This is a genomic window from Desulfomonile tiedjei, from assembly GCA_016212925.1.
Taxonomy (GTDB): domain Bacteria; phylum Desulfobacterota; class Desulfomonilia; order Desulfomonilales; family Desulfomonilaceae; genus JACRDF01.
The window spans coordinates 72,308-97,635 of sequence record JACRDF010000024.1; the positions used below are offsets into that span (position 1 = coordinate 72,308).

Here is a 25,328-nt window from a genome sequence, read left to right on the forward strand (position 1 = left end):
CGTGTCGGGCCTGTTACAGGACAGTTTCCAGTTTTGAGACGGCCTCCACGGCTCGCCCACGGGCGACATATATGTCGCCCCTACAGGTGGTCCCATTCGTGTGACCTGAACGGATATCGCCCACCGTTTTACATCACCAGTTCAAAGCTCTCTTCGGGGGCGTCTCGGTCCTGGCGATCCAGGATCACGTCCAAGATCTTTTCCAGCAGACGCATGCCCCCGCGATATCCGACCGTCGGGAAGTAGCTGTGACCGATGCGATCCAGAATAGGAAAGCCGAAACGCACCAACGGGATGTCCTCATCGCGGGCGATGTACTTCATGTAGGTGTTGCCCATAAGCAAATCCACCGGTTCGTTCTTGATCCACTGATGCAGCAGAAACATGTCGCCGGGAGCGCTTACATTCACAGGGTGAGGCACATCCCGCGTGATCTCCCTGATTCGAGTTTCGAATTTCTTCGCGGTTGTGCCGGTCACGATGTGGATGGGCCACATGTCGATGGAGACCAGGAATTCGGTGAGCGCTATGAGCTGGTCGGGGTCGCCTGCTAACGCCACTTTTCTGCCATAGAAGTACTGGTGCATGTCGGTGATGATGTCCAACAACTGTCCTCGTTCTTCATTGAGGATGTCGGGAACATTGGTACCGGCGGTTTTTCTCAGGGTGTCCACAAACCGGTCTGTGGCCTTGAATCCAATGGGCAGGTCGAGGATTTCGCAGTGCACATTGAACTTGGCGTCCAGCGCTCGTGCCGCGGGCCCCGAAGCCATGCGCCCCAGACCGATAGTGGCCATGCTGTCTCCGGTCGTCTTCAGGGCCTCGACGGTCACGCCGCCTTTGGGGAACATCTCGTATTTCCCGGTCTGAGGCCGGTTGAGCACCCCCGACGTGTCGGGAAACAGAACCGTCCGGATCCCCATCACATCCGCGAGGCGTTTGATTTCCTCCATATCGGACGGTTCCACGTAACCGGGGACGATGTTGATCTGGTCGATCTTCTTCCCGTTGGACTGTGCGAAGTAATCCACCATGGCCTTGGTCATGTTGGCAAATCCGGTCACATGCGTTCCCACGTAACTGGGCGTGTTCACATGGATGACGAACTTGCCGCTGGGGATTTTCCCGTCCGCCTCGGCTTTGCGAGCGATCTGCGGTATGTCGTCACCGATGGTTTCCGACAAACACGTGGTGTGAACCGCGATCACGTCCGGCTCGTAGATGGTGAAGATGTTGTCGATGGCCTGCACCAGATTGGCCTGGCCGCCGAACACCGACGCGCCTTCAGTGAAGGAACTGGTCGCAGCCATCACCGGCTCTTTGTAATGGCGTGTGAGAGTGCTCCGGTGATATGCGCAGCATCCCTGCGAACCATGACTGTGCGGAAGGCAGCCGTGAATGCCCAAAGCTGCATACATGGCGCCGATGGGCTGGCATGTCTTGGCCGGGTTGATGGTCAACGCTTTGCGCTGATTGATTTCTTTCGGTGTATGTCGCAGTAACATTGGTCTGTTCCTTCCTAGGGCTGGTGCGAATACTTTTCAAGCAGTGGATTTCCGGAAAAAACTTCTTTATGTAGAAGGCCTTTCCTGGGCCTCTTCAAAAAGGTCTATATTCTGCCCGCTTGGCAGGTTCCGCCTTGGGCGGAGGTGGCCAAGCGGACATGATATGGAAGTTTTTGGAGAGGGGCTCGGGGAGGAACCTTTTTACAAAAAGGTTCTCCCCGCTCTTTCCTCTTCCTCATTCTCAATCACAGGCGTACTTGGCTGCTAGTTCGGGGTTTTCTTGCCAGGGCGCCTTGAGGTACTTCCATACCTGGCTGTTGACCATGCGATCGATTTCCCGGTAGAAGTTAATAGCGCCCCTGAAGCCCGCGTATGGTCCGCCGGAATCGTAGCTGTGGAGCTGCTTCATTGGGATGCCTTTCTTCTGCACCGCGAATTTCTCCTTGATGCCCGCGCAGAAGATGGCCGGCTTGTAGATGTCGATGAGCCGGTCCGTTTCGTACTGGCTGATATCGTCAACGACCAGAGTCCTCTCCGGCATCTCACGCATCATGCCGTCGTAGTCTTTGAACCGGAATCCCTTCGCCGCGAGCCGTTCCACGTCCTCTGCGGTCTTGCGCGGGCGGAATCTTTCCGGATCGGGGTGGACTTCCAACTCCTCGATGTTACGGCTGTCCGCATCCACCTTTAGGAACGGCAGCACGTGACGGCCCTCGTAGTCGTCACGATGTGCGAATTCGTACCCCGCGGATATGGTCTTCATGCCGATTTCTCGGAAAAGCTCCTGGTAGTGGTGAGCCCGTGAGCCCCCAACAAAGAGCATGGCCACTTTTCCTTCGCATCGTGCCCGAACTTCTTCCCGCACCTTCTCGACTTCAGGCATTTCCCGGGCGATGACCGCTTCGACACGTTCGCTGAGTTCCGGATCTTCAAAGTAGTTGGCGATCTTACGGAGCGACTTTGCCGCGGCTTCGGCCCCGATGAAATTGATCTTTACCCAGGGTATTCCGAACTTTGTCTCCATCATTTCAGCTACATAGTTAATGGAGCGGTGGCACATGATGGTGTTGAGATCGGCCGTGTGAGCATTGGCAAACTGGTCGTAGGTGGAATTGCCGCTGAATGTAGACACCACGGTGATTCCGCAATCGTCCAGGATGCGGTCGAGTTCAAAAGCGTCGCCGCCGATGTTGTATTCGCCGAGCAGGTTGATCTTGAATTTGCCTTCCTTGACATTGTCGTTCAAGCCGACAACGTGAGTGAAAATGCCGTTGTTGGCGATATGGTGCCCCGCGGACTGGCTCACGCCCTTGTAACCTTCGCAACTAAACCCGAAGACATTGATACCGAGCTTTTCCTTCATCTCGCGGGCAACAGAGTGGACGTCGTCGCCGATGAGCCCCACCGGGCAGGTGGCGAATATGCTGATGGCTTTGGGCTTGAACAGATCGTACGCTTCCTGGATGGCTGCCCGGAGCTTCTTCTCGCCGCCGAACACTATGTCTTCTTCCTGCATGTCCGTGGAGAAGCAGTACGTCATGAAGTTTTCATCTTCCGGCCCGTTGGTACGGGTCTGGTTGCGCCGCGTGAGCCAGCTGTAGAAGCCGCACCCGATAGGCCCGTGCGTGATGTTCACTATGTCACGAGTAGGCCCCAGGATAACTCCCTTGCAGCCTGCGTACGTGCAGCCCCGCTGGGTGATGATCCCTGGAATGGTGCGAGTGTTGGCTCCGATTTCCTGAGCCTCCAGCTCCGGACCTATCTCATTGACGATGATTTGCTTGGCCCGTTTACGAGCCACCTTGGTCGGGACTTTTCTCAGTAGTTCCTGTTTCACCTCGTGGGGATCAATGGCTTCGACCCCGAGGTTTGTGGTTTCTTCTTTAAGTACTTTCATGGTGTTCTCCGTTAACAAACAACCCGTGCATCGGTTGAAGCCTGCGGCCGTCGGCAGGCTGGAAAGCCTGCCCCACAAGGGGAGAGGCTGATGACCTATTGAAATCACCCCCCATGCCCCTTGAAAACTAAGGCCAATGAGTCCGCGTGCCCTCTGCAAAAGTTTTATATCCTGTTCGCTGGTCAGCTTCCGCCAGCGGAAGCGGAACAGCGAACCATGATAGAAAAGTTTTTGGGGAGGGGTGCGGGGAGGGACCTTTTTACAAAAAGGTCCTCCCCGGAAATTCTTTCCTCACGCGTCGTCCAGGACGGTGTCACCGCCTTCGCTGGTCCGGACGCTGAAGGAGTCCATGACCGGCATGACGAAGATCTTGCCGTCACCGGACTTGCCGGTTTGATTGATTTCGATGATGGTTTGCACCGTCTTCGGCACCAGCTTGTCCCGCACCACTATGACCAGCAGCCGCTTGGGAATGAGCCGTTGGCTCTGCCCCAGCTGCGCTATGGCTTCTTCGTAACCCTTTTCCGCGCCTTCCAAGAGGCTGTAATCCACCAGGCCTTTGCCTCTGCCCAGCACATCTTTGGCGGTCATGGAAGATATGCCCACATCGGAAAGCGCCTGCCTGGTTTTGTTCATCATGTTCATGCGGATGATGGCCATGACTTCTTTCATATCTTCACCTCTTCGGTCCCGCCGTCAGGGGTTTCCTTTATGCCCGAACTGATGGTGTAGACTTCTTCCACCGGGCTGACAAAGATCTTGCCGTCGCCGTAGGCGCCTTTGGCTCCGGTGCGTGCCGCCTTGATGACCGTCTTGATGACAAAATCCTTGTCCTCGTTCGGCACCACGGTAATGAGCAGTTCCTTCGGGATTTCGTCATAGGTTATTTCGCCGATCTTTATGCCTCGCTGCTTGCCTCGGCCGACCACCGACACCTTGGTCACCGCGGGAAAGCCGGCTTCCATCAACGCTGCCATCACCTCATCCACCTTGGTGGGCCTGACTATGGATCTGATCATGAACATTTCCGTCACCTCGTTTTGTTATGAGAAATCCTTCACCGCGGAGGTCGCGGAGAGCGCAGAGAGGAGATAGGGGCGCACGGCCGTGCGCCGCTACACTCGGCGTTCTCAGCGCACTCTGCGGTGAATCTTCCCTGGGCCTCGAACGCTCACCCTGCCAAGCCATGCTTGATTAACAGCTTTTCCAGATCGTCGGTGCTCATGGGTTTGGGCACGACGTGCATCGGGTTTTCTTCGATCTTCTTGGCCAAAGTCCGGTATTCTCCTGCCTGCGAGTGCTCGGGATCGAACTCGATGACCGTTTTGCGGTTGATTTCCGCTTTTTGCACCATGTTGTCACGAGGCACGAAGTGGATCATTTGAGTGCCCAGCATTTCGGCAAAGGCTTCGATCATCTCTTGTTCGTTATCCACCTGGCGGCTGTTGCAGATAAGCCCGCCCAGCCGCACGCCGCCCGCTTCAGCGAACTTGACGATACCTTTGCAGATGTTGTTGGCTGCGTACATGGCCATCATTTCGCCGGAGACCACGATATAGATTTCCTTAGCCTTGCCTTCACGGATGGGCATTGCGAACCCGCCGCAGACAACGTCGCCCAAAACGTCGTAGAAGGCGTAATCGAGCTTCTCGCTTTCAGCGTAGGCGCCCAGTTGTTCCAACAGGTTGATGGAAGTTATGATGCCGCGGCCTGCGCAGCCCACTCCCGGTTCCGGCCCGCCCGATTCGACGCAGACGACGCCATGGAAACCGGTTTTGCGAATATCCTCCAGTTCCACGTCTTCACCTTCAGCTCGCAGGGTGTCGAGCACGGTGTTCTGGGAGAGGCCGCCTAAGAGGAGCCGAGTAGAGTCTGCTTTGGGGTCGCAGCCGACCACCATGACTTTGCGTCCCATTTCAGCCAGGCCTGCAACCGTATTCTGCGTGGTGGTAGATTTCCCGATGCCGCCCTTGCCGTAAATTGCTATCTTTCTCATTGTCCTTTCCTCGAACCTTTTGCTGGACTTTCCGGGGGGCCATGCACGGGGCGTGCCAAAGACGGAGGTTGGGAGAAAGGAAGAGGGTAATGGGTTGGTTTTATGTGGTTAATTGGGAATGGCGAGGATAACGGACGAGAAGGAGTTATGGCGAAGAAGCGACAATATTTACAAAAATGTACATGAGGAATGTTACGTTTTTGTAAATGGGACAAGCGAGTTAAGACATGAAGCCCGTGAAACGGGGGGATGAAAGTGGTATTCCGTTGACTAAGCGGCTGACCCGCAGCATATTCGAGACGGCATATCAGGCATAAGCAACCGAAGAAACTGAGATATTGTCCCGATCATGCACTCGGCTCGGCAGTGTGCATTTGCCAAATTGGCAGGAATAACAATGGATGATTGGCTCAGCACCGATGAACATTTGGAAGCCGTTCTCTCATTGGAAATGGTGTCAGATAGCCTCCCCAAGGTCTTAGATAATGTTTACCATTGGAAATGGGTGATAATAGCACTTCATATGGCTCTTCAGGGTTACATGGTTTTAGCATTGAAAGGAACCAACAGCTTTAACGTCCTTGAAAAGAAATGTCGGGATGAATGGGAGGCCGCATGGAAACGAAACGATGGTTCTTTTCCTGTGGATAGGTTGGACAACTTCTTGAGCCTTTACAAGAAAATCAAGGCTGGCCGGAAGACTTACGAGGAAGAAGCCAAGACCGGTATCCGGACTTACAGAAAACCGGAAGATCTGATGCTGATGGGCATGCACAGCCAACCCTTCAAACCACGCGGCACGCAGAACAAGAGCGTAGAAATGCTACACCATTTGCGCAATGACTACATCCACTTCCCACCCAAGGGGTGGCTATTGGGAGTTCACGGCCTTCCGCGGATGGTGGATGACTGCGTTGGTATTATCGACTTTTTGGCGTTCGAATGCGGAAACGTACTGTGGCACGACAAGAGCCTTGAGGCAAAGACCAGGGATTTGGTCAGGCAGATTAGGTCTGATGTCGCCGTGTTGAAAGAAGCGTACGCCGAATGATGCTATTTGTGGGTGGCCCGGAGGCCACTGCCTCCGGGTTCCGCAGGAACAAGAGGGGCCGTTTTGTAGACACTCACGTCTCCAGCAACGACAAGCTAAAAATGTCAAAGGCGGGAAATCACCTCTTGTCGCTTCGCGACCCGGACGCGATGGCGTCCGGGCCACCCGCGGACTGCTCTAAGAACGAAGAGGCTCGATGATGGCGGCTTGGACGAAAGAAAAGGCTCTCGAAGAGATCAGTGCCCTTGTTAGTGCGATCGCTAACTTGAAACACCAGAAGAGAGGCTCTGTGGACCATGTTCGATGGAATGCCAATGCCCTCGCATTCCTCGAAGAAGTGTTCGGTCAAGAGTCGAGGTACTATCTGTCATTAGCGCACCTTCCTTGGGGGCGACGAGGGAACATCATCGTTGGCGGTCCTGGCGACCTTTTTGGGTCTAACCACCCTGCGGCTGCCGTGGAAAGAGAGCACCAAAAAGCCTACATGGAACAACTCGATGTTGCGGAGGGCATCTTACTTGCCGCCTCAGATCACCTTAAGCGAGTGGATGATCTGACGAAGGTCTACGAAGGGAAGGACACGGCTCCAGAGTCAAGCCTGATTCTAAAGGTGATCAATCTGGCCGACCACAAACTGCGGAAGACAGTCAGAAGCCAGCCTTCGCAGGAGAAGGAGGTACAGGAATCGTTCGAGAATCTCCTCATCGGAGCCGACATTGATTACACACGAGACAAGGAGACCGTTGTGTACTCATCCAAGACCTACCGTCCGGACTTTGTCATCGGCAAGATCGACTTGGCAGTGGAAGTTAAACTTTGCCATCATGATCGGCGCGAAAAAGAAATCATCGCAGAAATAAACGACGATATTTTGGCTTACCAGACTAGATGGAGCAATCTGCTCTTCATCGTGTACGACGTGGCGCTCATTCGTGACATCGATGTGTTTACGACTTCCTTCGAGAAGAACGAGAACGTTATCGTGCGCGTGGTTAAGCACTAGCCGCCGAGTGTCCCGGAGTCCGGCGAGGAGCGGAATTCCTAGTTCCGCAGGAACAAGAGGTGCAGTTTTTTTTCGGCGCGCATCCAAAGGCCCTGGTGATAAACGCTTTCCCAAAGCAAAGGCGCCTCCTGTCGCTCCGCGACCCGGACGCGGTGGCGTCCGGGTCACCCGCGGCTAATACAGCTAGGGCAGGTTAATCTTGCGTCATCGCTTTCCCCAAAATGGCCTGTTAAGGAAATAATGTAGAGTCCCCTTGCCCGCGATGACTTCCTTACAAACACGCTCAATTTCTTCTATTACCTTGTCAGCTTTTGGGTTGATTGGGTCTACTTCGCCCCATCCCTCCCAAAACACACTCTCGCGCTTCTCAACATCTTTGAGATGCTTTTCCCAGTCCTGTTCCGTCCGAAAGCGGTCCCTTGCCCACAAGCGACTCAATACCCTTGCCGAGATGAGTATTTCATTGATGATTACACGCAGCTCATCAAATGGCTTCGCTTCGTCCCTGCCTATGCGTACCATAAATTCGTATCGCAGAGAATGCAGTCTGTGGAATATTTCTTGGTACTTAGTGTATCTCGAAAAAGCGACACTTGCCAGTTTTCTAGCTTCAAAAGCCTTTTCCGACTCGTCATCTCCGCGTTTAAGGTCCGCGGTTTCATTTACGAAGCTAGTCGGGTCCCGGATATGTGAGATGGCATCCCGAGCTTGGTAAAAGAGAGCCAACGTCTCCTCCGCGAGTTCTATCTGTCGCTTACCAGCATGCTCCCGACGCCAAGAGTCGATTCCATATATCGCCAACACGATGGCGATGATTGCCCCAATTTCTTTGATGATTATAAGAATTGTGTCCATGCACTGCGAATTATATCACGCAATCGAGAGACATCATACCAGTTCCCCTTCGGACGGCTTTTGGTGGCATCCCTCCGCAGATGACAAATACTTCTGAGCAGCTTTAGCGGGCCTGCTTGCGGGAGGGATTTCTCTTCGCAGAGATCCCCGGATCAAAGCCTGCCCCGGACCCCGGATCGAAGTCCGGGGCAACCTTTGATCCGGGGTCCGGGGCAGGCTCCGAGATCGCGGAGGAAAGGGCGCACGCCGTGCGCCCCTACAGCGGCCTCGGCGAACTCTGCGGTAAGATATGCTTCCAGGCTCCCCTCCGCAGGAACAAGAGGGGCAGTTTGTTGCTCCGGCTGTTTGTCGTCCCGGGAGCTTGCTGCCAAACGCCGTGCCAAAGCAAACACGCCTCCTGTCGCTTCGCGACCCGGACGCGGTGGCGTCCGGGCCACCCGACCCAGAACTTGGTCCTTAGAACCATTGCAATTGCGCAGCCGGCATTGGACTGAATTGAATATCAATAGTATAGTGTGAGTTGAACGGGCGGATAGGAAAGAGGTGCAGATGCCCTAATCAGCATCACGAGAGGAAGCCCATGACTCAGTCTGAAATAGCCGGCGAAATAAAACAACTTACCGTGGCGGAACGGCTTCTGCTTGTGCAAGAGATATGGGACAGCATCGTCGCCGATCAGGAATCTCTCCCGGTAACTGAGGCCCAAAAGAAGGAATTGGACAAGCGCCTCGAGTCTTACCTCGCTGCCCCGCAAGAAGGCTCGTCCTGGGAAGAGGTTAAACAGAGAGTTATGGGCGACAAGTGAAACGCCGCGTGCTGACAAGTAGGAGCATTTGATCATGAAATTGCAGGTCGTTATACACGAAGCGGAGGAAGGCGGATATTGGGCGGAAGTTCCAGCGATTCCCGGATGCGCGACACAGGGAGACACATTCGAAGAGCTTCTGCAGAATCTTTACGAAGCTGTGGAAGGATGTCTGTCAGTATCGGTGGAGCCTCCGAAAACGACCGGCCGTGATCGAGTCATGGAAATTGTGGTATGAAAGTGGTCTCAGGCAAAGACCTGTGCCGAGCCCTTGAACAGCATGGGTGGTCACTGCTCCGCGTCCACGGCAGCCACCACATTTACAGCAAAACAGGCAGTATAGTGCGGCTATCTGTGCCCGTTCATGGAAATAAACCAATAAAAAAAGGTTTGCTGAAGCATCTTCTGCAAGCTGCGGGTTTGTCCGAGTCAGTCCTGTGATTCTCATGCCCGTAACTCTTGGAACGGAAAACACCATACCAATTTGTCTTCCGCGTCCTCCAGGCGGCGGGCTTCTCGCAGCACGTAGGATGCGGTGACCCACGGGAACCGCATCGGTCGAGTCGACAGGCTCGTTCGGGGCTAGCGATGCGGTTCGCTTCACTCACCACATCCTACCTGCGCTTTAGCGGGCCTGCCTGCGGGAGTGATTTCTCTTGGCGGAGATCCCCGGATCAAAGCCTGCCCCGGACCCCAGATCGAAGTCCGGGGCAGGCTCCGAGATCGCAGAGAGATAAGGGCGCACGCCGAGCGCGCCGTACACGGCGTTCTCTGCGGTAGGATCTGTTCTTGGCGACCGCTGATAAAGCTTTGCGCAAGACAAAGACACCTCCTGTCGCTTCGCGACCCGGACGCGGTGCCGTCCGGGCCACCCGCCCTCAGAAATCCGAAGACACCGCACCTATTCCACTCTCACGAGTAACTGTATTATTTCTTGGTCCCGTTCCGGGAACATGATACACTTTCATTATGAGAATTTTCTCAAGAAGCACGCTGAGGGCATTCTGGGAAAAACATGCTGATGCGGAACAGCCGCTGCTCGCGTGGTATGCAGAAGCCAAGAAAGCCGACTGGAAGGAACCCGCAGATATTCTCAATCAATACAGCAACGCCAGGATTATTGGCAAAAACCGAGCCGTGTTTAATATAAAAGGAAACGATTACAGGCTGGTATTGGCGATCAGATACAACAGACGATCGGTTTTTATTAGGTTTGTGGGAACGCACGGGCAGTAGGACAGATAGACGCCCTCACCGTTTAACAAGAGACAGGCTGATTTGGACAGAGGAGACAACTATATGGAAATCAAACCGATTCGTACGGAGGAAGAATATCGCGCCGCACTGGCAAGACTCGGAGATATCTGGGATGCGGAGCCGGACACGCCTGAGTCCGATGAATTGGACGTTCTATCGGTCTTGGTAGAGGCATACGAGGACGAACACTATCCAATGGACCCGCCAGACCCCATCGAAGCGATCAAGTTTCGGATGGAACAGATGGGCCTTACTCGGAAGGACCTGGAACCGTACATAGGCTCCCGCGGCCGAGTGTCCGAAGTCCTGACGAGAAAAAGAAGACTTAGCCTGGACATGATTCGGAATTTGAATGAGAAACTGGGCATCCCTGCTGAGGTGCTTATTGCCAGATACCCTTTGGAGTCCGGGAGAGAATCTGCGAATCAATAGATTGGTTGTCGGGTAATCTGGAGACGCCATGCCAATTCTGCTCGCTCCTCCTCTCGGTGACGTGCTTCCGCAGATGAAGAATACTGTGAGCGATGCGGTTCGCTTCACTCACCACATCCTACCCGCGCTTTAGCGGGCCTGCTTGCAGGAGGGGTTTCCAGCCGGTGGAATTGGCATGGCGTTCCTGTATTCCTGCAGTTCTCGTCGGAGGCCCCGAAATTATTAGAATAGACAGACCGTTGAATAATCTCGGCCGATCTCTATAATTACCGGCAGGTCGCTTCAGTGGCAGCAGGCCATTCGAACACCGGAGGAGGATGCCACCAATGTCTATTCTCTTTTCATCGGGGAAGATAGGTTCCATCGAGATCGCCAATCGCGTCGTACATTCCGCCACCTTCGAGTCCATGGCAACCGTCAACGGCGAGGTGACCGATCAGTTGGTCAAGCGGTACCGCAACATCGCCAAAGGTGGCACAGGGCTGATCGTGCCGGGCTACGTCAGCGTGCACCGCTCGGGAAAAGCCTTTGAAAGACAGGTGGAGCTTGACTCCGACGCCATCGTTCCCGGACTCGCGAGCATTGTTGACGCGGTCCACGAACATGGTGGGAAAATCGTATTCCAGCTAGCCCATGCCGGACGACAAACCACGAAACAGGTTGCCGGTCAGGCTCCTCTCGGTCCCTCGAGCGTTGGCCGAGATCCCATCAATTTTGTCAAACCGAGGGAGATGACTGAAGCCGATATCCGGGAAGTTATTCGGGCTTTCGGCAAAGCGGCCAAGAGAGCCATAAACGCAGGCGCTGACGGAATCCAGTTGCACGGAGCCCACGGATACCTGATCAACCAGTTCCTTTCTCCGTTCTTCAACAAGAGAACCGACAAGTGGGGCGATTCCGAAGGGGGTCGTTTCCGGTTTCTCAGGGAGATTTTTTGCGAGGTGAAGAGTTCCGTACCGGAACGAACGCCGATTCTGATCAAGCTCAACACACATGACCATACGCCGGCTCCGGGGATAACGCCCGATCTGGCACAACGGTATGCTCACCGGCTCGTTGAACTGGGCATCGACGCTATCGAGATCAGCAGTGGAACCGCATACTATTCCTTCATGAACACATGTCGGGGAAGCGTCCCGGTCAAGGAATTGGCAGCAACCCTTCCCTGGTGGAAACGATTGGTAGGTAAAATGATGCTGAGCAAAATGGCCGGGAAGTTCGACCTGGAGGAGGGATATCACACGGAAGCCGCCAGGATCATGAAACCGGTCATGGGGAAGGTGCCTCTGATATTGGTGGGTGGCATTCGCCACGTCCGGCACATGGAACAGGTCCTTGAAGAAGGCCTTGCAGACTTTATCTCCATGAGCCGGCCTTTCATCCGGGAACCGTTCCTGGTCAACAGATTGAAGGAAGGCAAGACCGAAAAGGCCTCGTGTGTCTCCTGCAACCGGTGCATTGCAGGTATGATGGGCGGAGAACCGCTCCGCTGTCTGTACAAGCCCGCTTGACCTGCGCAGTTGCCTAAAAAATGGAATGGAGTTGCGGCTGAGAGCTTCATTTTTCTTTACCAATGCTCATGGCGAAGATCGCCACAATGAATCATGAAAACGCTAGTAGCGCAGTCCCGTGCTGAACGCGGGATTGCCGGTTCCATCCGTGCGTTTTCATAGGGAAAGCGTTGACCTAAGGATGGAAAGGGCACCGCTAATCGTGACCCCATTGATTTGTGGGACAGGCTTTCCAGCCTGTCATCATTGATCTTTTTGACCAGGCAAGCTAAAAGCCTGCACCACGCGAAAAAGTCCGGCAGGGCCGACCGCTTGCTTCTTGCTGTCATAGCAACTTGAAAACACTACCCTTTAAGGACGACAACCAAGGAACTTTAACAATTTTTTCGAACAATTCGGCCTGAATTCCGTCTAACTATTAAGAAGCAAAGGAAAGGACGCCTGCGCGTCCTGATTTGTGAAAAATGGGCTCTTTCCGAGGCTTGAAAACCAAGACAAGGGAGAGATGAGTATGAATAGACTAAAAATCATTGTCGCCATGCTAGCTGCATTGGCATTAGCTATAAGTATTCCCAATGCAAGTTTTGCGCAAAGTGATCAGACCGGTCAAGCTCCGGCTTCCCAAAGCTACGCACCCGGGCAGCAAGGTCAAGCAGTCGATCCGGGCCAGACCGGCCAAACAGGTCGCCCGATACCGCAACCAAAAGGCGGAATTGCCACGGTTATTGGGGTGGATCAGCCTGATAATTGCCTCCGCATCCGGAGTGGACCCGGCAGCGATTACGATTTAGTCGGATGCGCGGCTCTGGGTGAACAGTTGAATATCACGGGCGTTTGGACCTCAAACAACTGGGCGCAACTTGCGGAAAACGGATGGGTTTACGGATCGCAAATCCAGACCGATTTGCGTCCTCCGTCAGCCGCTTACTCTCGAGCAGAGAGATACACGTACGTTGAGGATGAATATCCGGTAGTTAGTTATACGGAGTCATACCTCCCTGACTACGGTTACGAGACCTACTGGTATGGAGGGGTTCCGCTATTCCTCTACAGCGCAAACGTGTGGCGGAAATTCCATCCGTGGTGGCTGCGCAAACACTGGAACTGGAATCGTAGCCACAAGGCGTGGAACCAGAACCCTGCTTTCAGGCAAAACGTGAGGGCGGGAACACAGGGTGCAGTAACACCGCGGAATTTTGTCACCAATCGGGCTAATGTTCCGTCCTCCAACGTAACGCGATTCAACGCGAATGCGCTCCGTTCGGGGTCTTCCAGCGTGGTTGGTTCGGCACGAACGTTCTCAAACCTGAATACGGCGCGGACAAGAACCTTTTCAAGTCCGAATACGGTGAGGACCAGGACCTTCTCGAACCCGAGTTCGTTTCAAGCAAGGACCTTCTCAAGCCCGAACACCGTGAGGACAAGAACTTTCTCGAACCCGAGTTCGTTTCAGGCAAGGACATTCTCGAGACCGAATATCAGCACAAGATCGTTCAGCAGCCCGAGCATCGGCACCAGGTCCTTCTCAAGTCCTGCCCGCATGGGTTCCTTTGGAGCGAGCAGCTTTAGCGCCGGACGCATAGGTGGCGGTGGCGGCGGAATCAGCATGGGAGGCGGAGGAGCTAGTTTTGGCGGTGGAGGTCGCCGCAGGTGATATTGAGGATAAATGGATGTTGAACTGCAATGACCGGAGGCCTTCTTTCGACAAGATGGCTTCCGGTCATTTCTTTTGGGACACCACATGCCCCCACGGCAATTTGAGCTATTTCAGGTTCTGATCCCAGCCATTCTTCCCTTCAGGATCGGTCCAGCCTTGAAAACGAACCGCGTTGGGCACTTCTCGCACTTTCCAGTATCCGCTGTTCGCACTGACATATTTTCTGAGCGATTCCAGGATTTGACTGTAGTCCTTTCTATCTTGTTCGCTGAGTTTTGTATCAGAGGCCCGGGCGTTCAGGAACTGGATAGTGGCGTCCCTGAGCAGCGCCAGGTCTTTCTCGGGCCACTGAACCAACACCAGGTCGTTTCCGGCATTCCCGTCACTATCGTTGGCCGTTAGGATTTGCTTGAGCTTGGCGCCTTGCTGCGTGATGTTTTCGCCATACGAGGACAAGACGTGGTCGCGGCCGACGCTCTTGACGAGCGCCTGCTGGGCCGGACTCAACTTATTCCACGCCGCCTTGTTGATAATCATATAGGTGATCAGAAACTGCTGATGCCAGCCGGGGAAATGTACGAAACGATTTCCTACGGTACCGGGATTGCCTTCGGGAAGCCCAAAAAGCTGAGAGACGTCGTCAAGAGGGGTGGCGAATTCGAATGCCTGGATTTGGCCGTCCGCCACTGCCTTGACCAAGGACCCGCCCCCGGCAAGGGCCGTTATGAACTTGATATTCTTTTTCGGAATCACGCCGCCCGCGACCAGGTTGTCACACGCCCGATCGAGGACAAATTGGGCGGGTGGCAGGTATCGGAAAGTCCAACTCTGCTGACACAAACCGGCAAGACCGATGCCCGGGGTCGCACCGGCATTCCCGACCGGTAGCATGAAGTACCCGGAACCCTGCTGACTGCTTCCAACCATGGGAACCGCAACGATGTTCTTACCGTTTTTGTCCAGGATCTGCTGAAGCAGATCGAGGCCGCTCTGCTTGCCTTCATCAACAGACTTGCCACAGAGAAAGCCGAGGAACTCGTCGAAGTTGGGGCCGAACGGGACTCCCGAATTGTAAATAAACCCCCATGCCGGGTTGAGTTCCGACCCGGAAATATATGCAGCGTCGAAGCCGGCCCCACCTGCCACTGGTCCTCCTGCAGCGACAGCCTCCACAATGTTTTTGAATGCTCCGGGAATCGGCGGGGTCGGCTTGTACTTGCTGAACTTGACCTGACCGGCCTCACCGAGGGCGATCGCGGAAATATCTGCAAGCTTGGCGGCATATTCATCCGCGGGAGGGCCTATCGCCGCGGAACCACTGAAACTGCGAAAGGAAATCTCCAGTGCCAGAGCGGTTTGTGCGACCAACAAGATCGCGCAAACAAGAGTCGGCACGACGGCACCGCAACATGACCGTTGTTTGCGGACTCTCGTGGCCGGGTAACATCTGCCCGAATCTGAAGGGACCATTTTGACCTCCTCTCATTTAATCGATCAGCGCCGAACGGCATGCGCTTCAGCCGCACAAGAGAGGAACAAGGGGAGCGGAGCGTATCGACCGGAAGCGCGAGGAATACCGTCCCACTGTATTGTGGTGATTTCCCGGCCGAACCGCAACAAGAATATCGGGTGGTGGGTCAGTTTGAGACTTCGGATTCGGCGGGCGCAGCCCTTATGTCATTTCGGCCAGGTGCCACGGACCTGGGCTCCGCCAGGTCCGTGCCGGCGTTTTTGCGAAACAGCAAGGTTGTCCCCCGCATTGAACACCAAATCTAAAAGCGAGCCGATGGTACGGTAGGCCTGGGAATCTTTCGAGTTATCCTGGCGATAGAATTGACAGGAAGCACGGACCTGGTAATGCCCAGGTCCGTGGCACCCAATACAAAAGGCATCGCTTGACAGAACGGGCTACCATGGTTTGTCCGAAAAGCTCTTCCCCAATTAGATCGTCCCGAGTGGGCAGGACACTGCAAATTAATCCGTGTTCACTTTCGAGAACTACCACAGTGGTTGTAAAAATTCTTGTCCGATTCGAGAGGACGCCATCTCGTCATTCCTGCGGAAGCAGGAATCCAGTCCCCCGTCTCGTGGGATTCCCTGGGTTCCCGCCTTCGCGGGAACGACGAGGTGAGGAGAGCAGCAATGGCAGGGGGGCCGTTGGGACCCAACGGACATTTTTTTGGCAATTGCCATGGTCAAGAAGGGGTTCTACCGGTTGGGTAATCAGACTCAGAAGTCAGTTCTCATCACAGTGGGTCGATTGTCAGTAGGCGATATCTCACGAGAAGATCGACAAGTTCCTGTCGCCCGGATTTCTTGGCCCTGATCATCGCGGTTCTGCCATCGCGGTCCTGTGCGTCGACTTCCGCTCCTGCTTTCAGGAGCAACCGTGCGACCTCGACGTGTCCCTCATGACAGGCCTTCATAAGGGCCGTGTTGCCATAATCATTCTTGACGTTCACGTGAGCGCCGGCTCTCAAAAGTATCTTCACGACGGCTTCATAGCCCTTGAATGCCGCCTTCATGAGACCCGTGTTGCCGTGCTTGTTGGCAACATTGACGTCAGCGCCTGCTCGAATAAGATCCTCCACTATCGGCGCATGTCCTCTATCGCAGGCCCTCATCAACGGAGTGTCACCGTCGCTGTTACTCTGGTTCACATCGGCACCATGATTAATGAGCAAATTGACCACACCGCGATTTTCCGATAGACAAGCGACTACTAGAGCGGTGCTGCCGTCTACGGTCTTGGCGCAAGCGTTGGCTCCGTTTCTGAGGAGCAACTCAACTATTTCGGCATGGCCGGCCTCAATCGCAACGGTCAGAGCGGTGTTACCGGCGGAATTTTGAGCGTTTACGTCGGCGTTTCTCTCCAGGAGCAACCTGGCCACATCTACGTGCCCCTTGAATGCAGCTCTTATCAGAGCGGTGTTGCCGTACTTGCTGCGCGAATTGACATCCAGGCCGCGATTCAGCAGCCCCTCCACCGACTCCACCAGCCCCCTGCTGGCAGCTTTTAGTAAAGCCTTCCGGTTGGAATCCTCCCCATTCTGGATCTCATCCGCAATATCAGTCAAAACCTCCACGGGACCTGAAGTTTCCGGAGGAACCATGAGAGGATCAGCAGGAACATATTGACTCTCCGCCTTGGGACTTTCCCCATTGGACGGTGGGTCGTCGAGATGGTTTCCTCTGTCCGCCGCGGTTTCAGCCGCGATGCTCGCACCGAGAGGCATGACAACCGTTGGGAGATGAGCCCCTTTTTCCAACAGAATCCTCATTAATTGGATGTGCCCTTTGGCTGCCGCGTGACCCAGGGCAGTTTGGCCGGATTTGTCTTTGACGTTTACGTCTGCCTGCCTCCTGAGTAAAAGCTCCGCCACCTCCGTTCGGCCCTCGAAAGCGGCCCCCATCAAGGGTGTCACCCCGGAATCATCCGAACAATTGACGTCTACGTCACGGGACAAGAGCTGTCGCACCAACTCAGTTCGGCCTTCTCGGCAAGCATCGATAAGGTCCTCTTCGGTTTGCTCAACCTGGCGGCCCACTGTGGAGTCGGGCCGCGCCATTGTGGGCTCTGTCGATTCAATGACCGGTTCGATTACCAGGGTGTCCTCGAACTCTGTGGCCAGGCTTTGACATGTGGTACACCCGACGGTTTCTTCCGGGATAACGTTACCGCAAAACGGGCATTTTAGGATGGCCTGGTCAGAAGGCGAGAAAGCCCTCATGAGGTCGCTCTCGGAGAGGCTCTTTCTACCGAACAGCTCAAAATCGGTTATCACTCCCGCGTCAACCAGCCGATTCATCAAATAGTGAAGGGCATCGTGTCGTACACGGTATTTCTCCTGGAGTTCCGCATCAGTTAATCCGGCGCGGATGTCCTGGGCGATACTCTGCGCGCTTATTCTACGCTTGTTCATAGAATCCTTGCCCAATGCTTGAAGCCGCGACTGCTCCATGTGCGTCCATGGCCTTTCTCAGAATGTCTGTCCGAATGAAAAACCACTGGAGAGGCGAAAGTGGCGCCCACCGGCCACCCGGACATTACTTTCGAGAATCGCTGTTACACTGCCCACTGATGGACTCCCTAGCCAAGCCCGGCGGGTAATTCGGCCGGTTCAAGCGGCTGCCAACGGCCCGCAGTTTCCCAACGGGGCACAAAGGCCCCGCGACGCGACACGGTCATGTCAAAACCACGGTGCTTGTCTGGTGTTCAAAAACTGCTTTCAGTTGATTGCGCAAATCGTCCAAGGTGTAGGGTTTGGCAAGGACTCCAACGAACCCGTGTTTCTTGAAGTCCGCCATGATAGGGTCGTGAGAATAACCGCTCGACACAATCGCGCGGGCTTCCGGGTCTATTTCGCGGATCCGTTCGAAGGCCTCTTTGCCACCCATTCCACCAGGTATCGTCAAGTCCATTATGACGGCGTCAAACGGCCGCCCCGAACGCATGGCCTTATGATAAGCAGCTATGGCTTCGGGTCCGTCTTTCACCACGCTAGCCTCGTACCCCAGATCGGAGAGTATCTCACCGGCCAAGTCTCTTATCAGTTGCTCGTCATCCATGACAAGGATTTTTCCCATGTAACCTGCCTTCGCCTCTGTTCCGTGCGCCGGATCCACGGCCGTGAGGGAGTCGGGCTTAGCCGGAAGATAGATGTAAAAGACCGTTCCGACACCCACTTCAGAACTCACCGTAATCAGTCCGTCATGCTTCTTAATAATGGAATAAGCTGTTGCAAGGCCGAGACCGCTTCCAGTCTCCTTAGTTGTGAAATATGGGTCGAATATCTTTTGGATGTTCTCCGGTGCTATTCCTACACCCTGGTCCTTAATACGTATTCTAACGTATTTTCCGGGCCTTATATGAGTCACTGATTCTGCGTCAACAAGACAATTTTCAGCTTGTACGGTAATCGTGCCTCCTCTCGGCATGGCTTGAAGAGCATTGATAAACAAGTTGTTGAGTACCTGACTGACCTGTCCCGGATCAATGTGGACACTCCACAAGTCCTGGGGGATAGAGATTGCTGAGCGGACGTTGGATCCTCGCAACACGAAACCAACCGAGTCTCTTACCAGTTCAGTAATTGAGGCGGTCTTCCTTATTGGCAGCCCTCCCTTGGAAAATGTTAACAACTGCTGAGTCAACTCCTGCGATTGTTTGGAGGCCCTGACCGCTGCTTCCAGTCGGTCGAAGGCTTTGTTATCAGGGGGCAAATACGTTTGTGCGAGAGAAATGTTGCCCAGAATTCCGGTTAGAAGGTTGTTGAAATCATGAGCAATTCCGCCCGCGAGGATGCCCAGCGATTCAATTTTTTGGGATTTTACGATCTCTTCTTGTGTTTTTTTCTTTTCGGACACGTCCAACTTGACCCACCAGAGCCCCGATAGACGCTGACTGTTGACATTGCCTATGAGTGTGTTTTCAAAAAAGCGGACACCTCCAGAGAGGTCGGTTTCCCTGCTCTCAAATGAACGAATAGGAAAGCGGGCGTGAATCCACTGCTTATACAGCAATTCAATTTTGTTCGTGCAGGGTAACAACGCGCCCAGCCTTGTACCCATGAGTTCCGAAATGCTTCGCCGGCTATAGATCCCAGCGAACTTGTCGTTTCCATCCACTACTCTGGCATCCAATACGGAAGAAAGCAGCCGCTCGAAGGGTTGCGAACACTCGAGCTGCCTTGGCAACGCGAATTCGGCAATCCCGATAGGAAAAATACTTACCAGCTTTTTGTATTTCTGAATGCTGAGCAGCCTCTTTTGAGCAGTCAGGTTCTCGATCTGAACCAGCACCATCCTTTCTGCACCCAGTCGAATCGTGCGCAAATGCATTCTGGCCCATAACCGCATTCTCCTGATCTGCAACACCTTCTCCCTGACCTCGGGCTTTCGTTCCTCAAAGACTTTTTCCAGCAACAATTGAGCCTGTCGAGCCTCTCTAGGGTTGGGGAAGAGGGATGAGAAAGTCGCGCCCTGCAAATCCAAGCTGTCGCGAATAGTTTTCCTGAAGGCCGAGTTTGCAAATTTGATGGTGTGGGATCTGGCAACCAGTAATGTCGGAACAGACAACGCCTGCAGCAATTTCGCAAACGTGGAATGGCTTACGTCCGACACATCGAAAACACCCGATTCGGTCGGGTCAGGGCCAAACAACGCGTTCAAGTCGATGGTTTCTGTAGTTTCGCCATCCTGGAACAGGAAAGGTCCTGTTGAATCGCTGTCACCGGCTAGAATCAAGGTAGGCAGATTATTTTGTTCCATCCTTGTTTACCCGAAAGCGCTCGAGGGAACGCTGGCCAAAGGTCTGTTGCACGAACAAAGCCATGGCGTGAGGCACACTCATGCTCACAAACCGACGAACATGCCCGGTGAATTACGTAAGGCCCACTCAGGGGTTGAGCGTTGTGGAGCCGGCTGCCTCCTGTCCTAAAGAGTTAGATCGGTCCCGATCCTTCAACAGCGCTATCAGCTCGTGATGGCCCTTACTTACCGCTAATAAGGGGGCCGAGTAACCGTACGCATTCGTTACGGAGACGTCCGCCCCTGCATTCAGCAGAAGCTTGGCCACATCAAGCCGGTCATTGTAAATGGCACGCATTATCGCTGTGTTCTTGCGCAGCGTGGTGTGGTTCAGGTCAGCCCCTGCAGCGAGGAGAAGCCCAACGATCTTGCTGTGACCTGAACCGGCAGCCCTTATCAGTGCGGTCTTCCCGCGTCGGTCCTCCGCGTTTACCTTTGCCCCCCGATTCAACAACAACTTGACCACATCCTGGTGGCCATATTTCGCAGCCGTAATCAAAGCAGAATTCCCTGCCCGGTCAGTGGCGTCAACGTCAGCTCCCTTGTCCAGTAGGAGTTCGATCAGACGCGTCTGCCCAGCTTGCGCGGCTCGGAGTAGCGTCGCGACCTGTAGGCCTGCCGGCACTGAAAAGTCCTCTCCGGCGGCAAGAAGCGCTTCGAGATTTTGCAACTGCCTTTTTGTTGCAGCGAGCAATACGCCATTCCGGGTCACATCAGGGTCGAGTCCCTCTTCCGAAGCGTTCACGGAATCAGCATTGGTTTGTGGAGAACCGCCGTTCGCGCGGTCTGTGACTATTGCCGTGGTTTCCTCATCGCCATGCGCAAGGCCTTGCGGGTTCATTAGAAGTGCCACTATCTGAGCGTGTCCCTTGGAAGCGGCTTTCGCGAGAACACGGCCATTGGATGAAAACACGGCACCCTTCTGCAGAAGCAGCTTGACGATCGTTGCGTGCCCAGCAAAAGCTGCTTTGGCCAAGCATGAGGTTCCGCGGTCGTTGGTAGCATTGATTTGGGCGCCCCGATTCAACAGAAGTCTGACCACCTTCTCGAATCCGTTACCGCAAGCCTTCGCTAAGGCTGTTTCACCGGATTTGTCCGGACGGTCGACTTCCGCACCCTTGTCTAGAAGCAGTCTTGCCATTGAAGCATGGCCCTTGAAGCAAGCGAAGATCAATGGTGAATTCCCGTGAGAATTCCGCGCGTTAGGGTCCGCACCATGCTCGATCAACACTTCAGCGACCCTCAAATGCCCTTTGAACGCCGCCCTCATGAGAGCCGTGTTGCCGTAAGTATTGCGTGCATCAACTGCCGCTCCCGCGCCCAGCACCAGTCTTGCCACACTCAAGTGCCCCTTTGAACATGCCTTCATCAAAGGAGTATCCCCGGTCCTGTCGCAGTGGTCAGGGGCAGCCCCGGCTGCCAACAGACTCTCGACCACTTCAGGATGCCCTTTTTCCGCAGCCAGCAAAAGGGCGGTCCGGCCGCTGGAGCCGGAGTGGTTCACGTCCACTCCTTTGTCCAGCAGGAAATTGACAACCTCCAGCAATCCTCTGGAGCTTGCTCGAAGCAACGTAGCGTCTTTTGATCTGATCTCCGGATGATCTCTTTCCTCGACCTGAAGCAACAGGCCCGCGGCCGTAATTTGCCCCTGCAATGCAGCCTCAACGAACGCGGTTCTGCCCTTCCTGTTGCGTGAATGAATCTCGGCGCCGTTTTCGAGCAGTAACAAGGCCATCTCATCGGCGCCCTCGCCCGCAGCCCGTGTGAGCGCAGAATTTCCTTCAGTATCTCGCTTGTTAACATCAGCTCCGTGCGCTATCAGGAGCTTTACCACGTCGAAATGGCCCCCGGTGCAGGCCCTCATCAAAGGCGTTTCGCCACGCGCATCTCTGACGTCCACGCTCGCGCCCGCATCCAAAAGGAGCGTGGCGATTTCCGTGCTTCCATTACCGCAGGCGTGGTGCAGGGCTGTATGGCCGGATTGGTCCTTTGCATCCGTAAAGACCCCCCGCCCCAGGATAAGGTTCGCCACTTCGGCATGGCCCCAGCATGCGGCTTCCATCAAAGCTGTCCGACCTGTAATGTCCTGATGATCCGGATCGGCCCCTCGATTCAAAAGTTCTCTAATAACTTCGGGGTGACCCCAAAGAGAGGCTTCAAACAGAGGAGTCCTGCCTTCTTCGTCTCTGGCATGGACTTGAGCACCGTGCTCGAGTAGGAGGTTCAGAGCTTCAACGCGCCCTGCCGCCGCTGCGGAGGAAAGTGCCGAACGGCCCCCCGCTCCTGGTAAATTGACATCTGCACCTTTTGCAACCAGAAGTTCGATTAATTCCGAATTCCCTGCCAGCGAGGCCAGCATCAACGCGCTGTTGCCGGACGCATTTCGCAAGTTGGGGTTGACGCCCATGGCCAGGGCCACCCCGGCCGTCACGCAATCGCCAGCGGAAGATGCCTCAAGCAAGGCTGTGTCGACATCGGGATCGTCTGTATCAAGCGTCAAATCGGCAGGAGAAACTTGCAGGCCCCTCTCATCCAATCCCCGCCGCGCGCTCGTTGGTTCGCCGTTTGATGACAAATTTATCACTTTCCCGGTCCCCCCCGTTCTCAATTGATTTTGCCAACGGCGTTTGTACCAAATTCAGCGGCTCAGAACGCCATTTTGGACATTTGTTGAGATAAGCCGTGTGAAATTGTTGCATCTCCTCGGCATGGCAGTCAATATGAGGAAATTGATACAAAATTGGGTAGCAAAAATACCCATTGTGTTTATGCTTCCCGCGGGATGGCTCAAATGGCCTTTGAGGCCGCCGCTCACTTTTATCGGTTTGAGCCAAAATGCCTCCCCCTTGCTATGCGACCGTGGGGTCAGTCTCCCCGCCCAGGACTCGTCACAAACCGTACTGAAACTTGAGCCATGTGGCGAGACTTTCGCGTGACAGATCCAGACCGAGTTTCTTCCTGATGCGAAGCCTGTAGGAGTTCACCGCATCCACCGTTACCCCTGTGGCTTCCGCTATCTGTTTGGAAGTCAGGCCGGAAACGATCAAGTTGCATGTCTGAACTTCTTTGGGTGTCAAAAGGGTAAGTTTTTGCGACGGCTTCGTCCCAAAGGACGAGAGAGCATGAGCCAGGTGGTAGTCCAGAGCGCGAAGAAGGTGCCGACCGGACGTGGAGGTGGTCTCAGCCTTGAGTTGATCGATGAGCGGTTGCAAGCTTACTCTCAGCCTGAGGATGACCTCTTCTTTCAAGTCCTTCAACTGGCCTTCGATCATGGTCACGATCTCTTTCAAGGCCAGTTCCGCTTTTTGTCTCTCGGCGATTTCCCTGCGCAGGTCCGCATTGGCCGCAGTCAATTGAGCGGTCCGCTCATTCACGCGCTTTTCCAGCTCTTGATGTCCTCTTCGAAGCTCTTCCTCCTTGCTTTTGCTCCGAGCAAGTTCCTCCTTTTCAGAGCTGAAATCCTCGATCAAGACGAGCAAGTACCTCCGATCGAATATTCTCACGGATCGAAACGTCATCCGGCACCACAAACCCCTGGCGCTTCCAATCCGTAAGGGAGCTTCAACCACCTTGGGCCTTCTTGTAAAAAACACCGCCTCAACGAATGATTGCATTTTTTGAGCGTTAGATGGGGTTGGGACGAGTCGGCAAAAGCTGGTGCTCAGGATTGATTCGTATTCCGGACTGATCTTCGCACAGGCCTGATTCAGGACCGCTATTTTGAAGGATTCATCGATGAGCATTCCCGGAATTGGTATTGCTTGAAGCAACTTACCAAAGGTCGTCGCCCAGATTTCCCCTCTGATATCAAAGCTGCCTGAAAGTGTTACGTCCTTGGTAAGCAGGTCGGCGAGGTCAAGGGTTTGTGTTGCCAACTCATCGATGACAAGAGGCGTTCTAGAGCCCTGGCCGCCATCGTTACCGTTAGCATGGCTGTTCTTACTCACGCTTCCCCCCCGGTCATGTGTCGTCGGATAATCCCGTATGGCACGGCAAGGCCGGAATCATGCCCACAGAATATGGGATCCTTAAGCCTTTGGATATACCAATAAATCCGGAGCATTGGTTTGGCAACTACTATTTTCTCCCCAGCCGGTTTAAGCGCTTAGCTTCTTCCGCCAAGGGGACAATATCATCTGAGCATGCGGAGAAGGTCGCGGCCTCCTGGTTCCACTTGCTGTTGCAAGCATTTTCCATGCCAAACATGGCGTGTGATGCCTGTGCCGGTTTTAGGCGTAAAGTTCAGACGTTACGATGACAGAGGGGTTGCCGGAGAGATATCCTTGGCCAAGGGAAACTGAGCCCGCTCCAAATTCACTCCACTTGCTTAATGTCTATACAATATCACCCAGTTACAGCGGCCGGCTTTGTGAAAGCGTTCCGTCCCAAACAAAACCTCGCAACAAAATCAAATAGTTGCCTCATGTCCGCAATGAGTGAAAATCACTCAAAGACGGTAGCGTTTGAGCGGTTAGCGCTCGCTGACCCAACGGGATTTCGTCCCTAACCGCGTGCACGATATTCTGGGACTCGGGATTCCCAGGGTAGTCATTCCATTGTAGGGTGGGAAAGCTGTCATGCCGCCTTGCGGGGAAGCCGGGTAAGCAACTTTTGATTTCGGAATTATTCACTTGGCAAAGGAGAGACTGCTTGGCTGGTCATCATAGGGACCCGCATCTTCTGTTGCTGATGTAGGGGCGCATGGCGTGCGCCCGCCTTAGGGCGACCACCGGTCGCCCCTACAGGAGCAGGATATGAGACCAAGAGCGGGTACCTTGTGGTCGCGGATATGATTTCCACACAAGTGGAGCATTCTTCGTAAAGTGAACAATTCCGTTTGATTTTAGGGGTCGGGATCCCTTCGTCGTTTCAGACCGAATCGCCACAAAAAACATAACATTGCCGACAATTGTCATTGCTGTACGTGTCAAGTAATTCGTGGACAAGACTCGAGGAATTCTAGGGGAGTTTTCCCCCCTAGGGCTTGATGCGGTCTTAGGTTGTTGTAGTAGTAGATGTACTGTTCGAGTTCCTTTTTGAACTCTTCTTC

Annotated in this window: 23 protein-coding genes; 10 read left to right on the plus strand and 13 right to left on the minus strand. The window is 54.3% G+C overall.

Annotated features, from left to right (window positions below; all coding sequences use genetic code 11):
• Positions 1-128: 128 nt before the first annotated feature.
• The 5 genes from nifK to nifH all read right to left on the minus strand — a co-directional run bounded on the left by nifK (position 129) and on the right by nifH (position 5,398).
• Positions 129-1,505 (minus strand): nitrogenase molybdenum-iron protein subunit beta, encoded by a 1,377-nt coding sequence (nifK, locus tag HY913_10430; GenBank protein MBI4963682.1) that lies wholly within the window; start codon positions 1,503-1,505, stop codon positions 129-131.
• 241 nt (positions 1,506-1,746) lie between these two features.
• The gene (gene nifD, locus HY913_10435; protein MBI4963683.1) at positions 1,747-3,402 is read right to left on the minus strand and encodes a nitrogenase molybdenum-iron protein alpha chain; all 1,656 of its coding nucleotides are present in this window, start codon (positions 3,400-3,402) and stop codon (positions 1,747-1,749) included.
• Between the two features lie 291 nt (positions 3,403-3,693).
• Positions 3,694-4,074: a P-II family nitrogen regulator gene (locus HY913_10440; protein MBI4963684.1), complete on the minus strand. Its 381-nt coding sequence runs from the start codon at positions 4,072-4,074 to the stop codon at positions 3,694-3,696.
• On the minus strand, positions 4,071-4,427 hold the full coding sequence (locus tag HY913_10445) for a P-II family nitrogen regulator (GenBank protein MBI4963685.1): 357 nt from the start codon (positions 4,425-4,427) through the stop codon (positions 4,071-4,073). The genes HY913_10440 and HY913_10445 overlap by 4 nt, the downstream gene beginning before the upstream one ends.
• Before the next feature lie 146 nt (positions 4,428-4,573).
• Positions 4,574-5,398, minus strand: a complete 825-nt coding sequence (nifH, locus tag HY913_10450) for a nitrogenase iron protein (GenBank protein ID MBI4963686.1) — start codon at positions 5,396-5,398, stop codon at positions 4,574-4,576.
• 397 nt (positions 5,399-5,795) lie between these two features.
• On the opposite strand from nifH, the gene HY913_10455 reads away from it, so the two are divergent.
• From HY913_10455 to HY913_10465, 3 genes are read left to right on the plus strand one after another with little or no spacing between them, the layout of a single operon-like run.
• Entirely contained in the window at positions 5,796-6,449 is a 654-nt protein-coding gene (locus HY913_10455; protein ID MBI4963687.1) for a hypothetical protein, read from the plus strand.
• Positions 6,446-6,649, plus strand: a complete 204-nt coding sequence (locus HY913_10460; GenBank protein ID MBI4963688.1) for a hypothetical protein — start codon at positions 6,446-6,448, stop codon at positions 6,647-6,649. Before HY913_10455 ends, HY913_10460 begins: the two co-directional genes overlap by 4 nt.
• Positions 6,649-7,452 (plus strand): hypothetical protein, encoded by an 804-nt coding sequence (locus HY913_10465; GenBank protein ID MBI4963689.1) that lies wholly within the window; start codon positions 6,649-6,651, stop codon positions 7,450-7,452. Before HY913_10460 ends, HY913_10465 begins: the two co-directional genes overlap by 1 nt.
• A 204-nt stretch (positions 7,453-7,656) precedes the next feature.
• On the opposite strand, the gene HY913_10470 is transcribed toward HY913_10465, so the two are convergent.
• A complete protein-coding gene (locus HY913_10470; GenBank protein ID MBI4963690.1) occupies positions 7,657-8,307 on the minus strand; it encodes a hypothetical protein in 651 nt (216 codons plus the stop codon).
• 580 nt (positions 8,308-8,887) lie between these two features.
• Between HY913_10470 and HY913_10475 the strand changes: the two genes are divergently transcribed.
• The 7 genes from HY913_10475 to HY913_10505 all read left to right on the plus strand — a co-directional run bounded on the left by HY913_10475 (position 8,888) and on the right by HY913_10505 (position 13,966).
• Positions 8,888-9,112 carry an addiction module protein gene (locus HY913_10475; GenBank protein MBI4963691.1) on the plus strand — a complete coding sequence of 75 codons (225 nt, stop codon included), beginning with the start codon at positions 8,888-8,890 and terminating at the stop codon, positions 9,110-9,112.
• Between the two features lie 34 nt (positions 9,113-9,146).
• The gene (locus tag HY913_10480) at positions 9,147-9,350 is read left to right on the plus strand and encodes a type II toxin-antitoxin system HicB family antitoxin (GenBank protein MBI4963692.1); all 204 of its coding nucleotides are present in this window, start codon (positions 9,147-9,149) and stop codon (positions 9,348-9,350) included.
• Positions 9,347-9,553: a type II toxin-antitoxin system HicA family toxin gene (locus HY913_10485; protein MBI4963693.1), complete on the plus strand. Its 207-nt coding sequence runs from the start codon at positions 9,347-9,349 to the stop codon at positions 9,551-9,553. The genes HY913_10480 and HY913_10485 overlap by 4 nt, the downstream gene beginning before the upstream one ends.
• Before the next feature lie 528 nt (positions 9,554-10,081).
• On the plus strand, positions 10,082-10,348 hold the full coding sequence (locus tag HY913_10490; GenBank protein ID MBI4963694.1) for a type II toxin-antitoxin system HigB family toxin: 267 nt from the start codon (positions 10,082-10,084) through the stop codon (positions 10,346-10,348).
• Between the two features lie 63 nt (positions 10,349-10,411).
• Positions 10,412-10,801, plus strand: coding sequence for a DNA-binding protein (locus tag HY913_10495; GenBank protein MBI4963695.1), 390 nt, complete (start codon positions 10,412-10,414; stop codon positions 10,799-10,801).
• A 326-nt stretch (positions 10,802-11,127) separates the two neighbouring features.
• Positions 11,128-12,312 (plus strand): NADH:flavin oxidoreductase, encoded by a 1,185-nt coding sequence (locus HY913_10500; GenBank protein MBI4963696.1) that lies wholly within the window; start codon positions 11,128-11,130, stop codon positions 12,310-12,312.
• Positions 12,313-12,823: 511 nt separating this feature from the next.
• Complete coding sequence (locus HY913_10505) at positions 12,824-13,966, plus strand: hypothetical protein (protein MBI4963697.1); 1,143 nt, start codon at positions 12,824-12,826, stop codon at positions 13,964-13,966.
• 108 nt (positions 13,967-14,074) lie between these two features.
• On the opposite strand, the gene HY913_10510 is transcribed toward HY913_10505, so the two are convergent.
• The 7 genes from HY913_10510 to HY913_10540 form a co-directional block, all read right to left on the minus strand.
• A complete protein-coding gene (locus HY913_10510) occupies positions 14,075-15,439 on the minus strand; it encodes a hypothetical protein (GenBank protein MBI4963698.1) in 1,365 nt (454 codons plus the stop codon).
• Between the two features lie 776 nt (positions 15,440-16,215).
• On the minus strand, positions 16,216-17,892 hold the full coding sequence (locus HY913_10515) for an ankyrin repeat domain-containing protein (GenBank protein MBI4963699.1): 1,677 nt from the start codon (positions 17,890-17,892) through the stop codon (positions 16,216-16,218).
• 262 nt (positions 17,893-18,154) lie between these two features.
• Complete coding sequence (locus tag HY913_10520; protein MBI4963700.1) at positions 18,155-20,239, minus strand: response regulator; 2,085 nt, start codon at positions 20,237-20,239, stop codon at positions 18,155-18,157.
• 127 nt (positions 20,240-20,366) lie between these two features.
• Positions 20,367-22,814 (minus strand): ankyrin repeat domain-containing protein, encoded by a 2,448-nt coding sequence (locus HY913_10525; protein ID MBI4963701.1) that lies wholly within the window; start codon positions 22,812-22,814, stop codon positions 20,367-20,369.
• Positions 22,807-23,112: a hypothetical protein gene (locus HY913_10530; protein ID MBI4963702.1), complete on the minus strand. Its 306-nt coding sequence runs from the start codon at positions 23,110-23,112 to the stop codon at positions 22,807-22,809. The genes HY913_10525 and HY913_10530 overlap by 8 nt, the downstream gene beginning before the upstream one ends.
• A gap of 54 nt (positions 23,113-23,166) precedes the next feature.
• Positions 23,167-24,225 carry a hypothetical protein gene (locus HY913_10535; GenBank protein MBI4963703.1) on the minus strand — a complete coding sequence of 353 codons (1,059 nt, stop codon included), beginning with the start codon at positions 24,223-24,225 and terminating at the stop codon, positions 23,167-23,169.
• Between the two features lie 980 nt (positions 24,226-25,205).
• On the minus strand, positions 25,206-25,328 hold a 123-nt coding region (locus tag HY913_10540), incomplete at its 5' end, for a transposase (GenBank protein MBI4963704.1).